This window comes from Aerococcus sp. L_32 (assembly GCF_050689315.1).
In genome coordinates, this window is record NZ_JBOEQF010000267.1 from 1 (window position 1) to 2,847 (window position 2,847).

At 40.9% G+C, this 2,847-nt stretch carries 2 protein-coding genes; both read right to left on the reverse strand.

All coding sequences use genetic code 11. From position 1 onward, the window contains the following. Window positions 1–588, reverse strand: a 588-nt coding sequence (locus ACRCJ0_RS11540) for a DUF1538 family protein (RefSeq protein WP_431390508.1), incomplete at its 3' end; no start/stop codon positions are given. A gap of 221 nt (window positions 589–809) precedes the next feature. Continuing rightward, window positions 810–2,847: PolC-type DNA polymerase III (locus tag ACRCJ0_RS11545; RefSeq protein ID WP_431390509.1), on the reverse strand; the 2,038-nt coding region annotated here is incomplete at its 5' end.

Consider the following 2,847-nt stretch of genomic DNA (forward strand, 5'->3'; position numbering starts at 1 on the left):
AGCGGAAACACTGGTACCTAAAGCCAATACGAATGGTGTTGTTAAGGCACCAGTCGTTGCACCTGAGGCATCAAATGACATAGCTAGGAAGGTAGAATCTACGAAAATTGATAATATAGTAATGACCGCATAAACGGCTAGGAAGAACCACTTCAAGGCGACATCTTTCATTACCCGGTAAACAGCAAGGGCGATCATAACCCCCACACCTATTGATACAACGACAACAATGGTTTGTGACCCTAAAACACCACCCGTTGCATCAGAAATTTGCTGGCCCAAAATTAATAGGTCTGGTTCGGCTACGGTAATCGAAAACCCTATAAAGAATGATAATAATAGTACGATTAAATGGGAACTTGATCGAATAATCGAATCACCTAAATAATTCCCAATTGGCGTCATACCAATATCTACCCCGAATAGGAAAATGGTCAGTCCTAGTGTTAATAGGATTGAACCAATTGCAAATCTCGCCATCATATCTCCTGGCACATCAACCAGGGTAAATGCTAGCGCGAATACAAGGACGACGATAGGTAAGACAGAAGATATCACTTCTTTAAACTTATCTAGCAATAACTGCATAGAATTCCTCCTTTTAAATAATCAATATACATGGTAAAAAGCAACAAATAAACATAACACTGGCGTGTGATTTGTTGCGAATATTGCGGTTAAGCGAACGGATTCACTTAAAAATGATGCATACAATATTATGTTAACATAATCTGATAGATACAACAAAAAATAACGCTCAAAAAAACAGGATTACCTTTCAAGATGATAGGTAATCCTGTTTTGCGCTTTTAAAAATCAAATAGTGATAATTGGTTTTGGTCTGGTAAACCATCTAATACATGATTCTCGGTCATGTATTCAATCAATGATTTAGACACTTTACCACGAGTTTGTAAGTCTTCTTTGGATAAGAACGGTGATTCCTCACGTGCTGCAACAATAGATTTGGCCACGTTTGTACCCAAACCGTCAATGGCTCTAAAAGGTGCAATCAAAGTATTGTCCTCTTCAATAATAAATTCAGTTGCATGAGATTTATTGATATCAACCATTTTTAAGGTAAAGCCACGTTCCCACATCTCGTTTACAATCTCAAGGACTGTTAACAATTGTTTTTCTTTAGTCGAAGCTTCCATTCCTTTGGCATTGATTTCGTTAATTTTGGCCTTAGTCGATTCTTTCCCGTTCGACATGGATACAAGGTCAAAGTCACTCGCCCGTACTGATAAGTAAGCACAGTAGTACCAAATTGGATGTTTCACTTTAAACCAAGCTACCCGCATGGCATTCAATACATAGGCAGCGGCATGGGCTTTCGGGAACATATATTTGATTTTTTCACATGAATCCATATACCATTCCGGCACGTCGTATTCACGCATGATGGCCTTGTGTTCGTCAGATAACCCCTTGCCTTTACGAACTTTCTCCATTATTTGGAAGGCCTCTGATTCAGGTAGACCACGATGGATTAAGTAAACCATGATATCATCACGACAACCGATAACTTCACTTAGCGGTAGCCCTTTTTCACGGACAAGTACTTCGGCATTACCTAACCAAACGTCTGTACCATGCGATAATCCGGAGATTTGCAGTAGTTCGGCGAAGGTTGAAGGTTTGGTTGCTTCAAGCATTTGTCGGGTAAATCGGGTCCCAAACTCGGGAATGCCTAATGTACCAGTATTGGAATAGATTTGTTCTTTGGTAACACCTAAAACTTCTGTCCCATTGAATAATTCATATACTTCTGGATCATCGATTGGAATTTCGGTTGGATTGATGCCGGATAAATCCTGTAATTTACGAATCATTGTCGGGTCATCGTGCCCAAGGATATCTAATTTCAAGACGTTATCATGGATGGAATGGAAATCGAAGTGGGTCGTCTTCCATTCAGATTCCACGTCGTCAGCCGGGAATTGAATTGGGGTAAAATCATATACATCCATATTTTCAGGGATAACAATGATTCCCCCTGGATGCTGACCGGTTGTCCGTTTAACGCCTGTTGCACCCTTGGCTAAGAATTCTTTCTCGGTTTTACGAAGATTTAAATTCTTGTCTTGGTCGTAACCTAGTACATACCCGAAGGCTGTTTTATCCGCAACTGTACCAATTGTTCCCGCCCGGAAAACGTGGTCGTCACCGAAAAGGACTTTAGTGTAGGCATGGGCGCGGGCTTGGTATTCTCCAGAGAAGTTCAAATCGATATCAGGTACCTTGTCCCCTTTAAATCCTAAGAAGGTTTCAAATGGAATATCTTGTCCGTCTTTATCCAAGTTAGTCCCACATTCAGGACAAGATTTATCTGGCAAGTCGAACCCAGACCCCACCGATCCATCAGTAAAGAAATGACTATAGTGGCAATTCGGGCAAACATAATGCGGCGCCAGCGGATTTACTTCCGTAATCCCTGACATAGTCGCTACAAATGAGGATCCTACTGACCCACGGGAACCAACGATATAGCCGTCGTCATTCGATTTCTTCACCAATTTTTGTGAAATCAGGTAAATAACCGAGAATCCATTGGAGATAATAGATTTCAATTCTTTATCTAAGCGAGCCTCTACGATTTCTGGTAGTTCTTTACCGTAGATTTCATGGGCTTTTTCAAATGACATATCTGTCAGTTCTTGTTCCGCCCCTTCAATTGTTGGTGTATACAATTTGTCTTTCAAAGGTTCCACAAACTCAATGCTGTCTGCAATGGCATTGGAATTTTCAACGACAATTTGGTATGCCGTTTCCTCGCCTAGGAAAGCAAACTCTCGCAACATTTCTTCAGTTGAACGGAAATGAGCTTCTGGGAAGTTTTTGGTC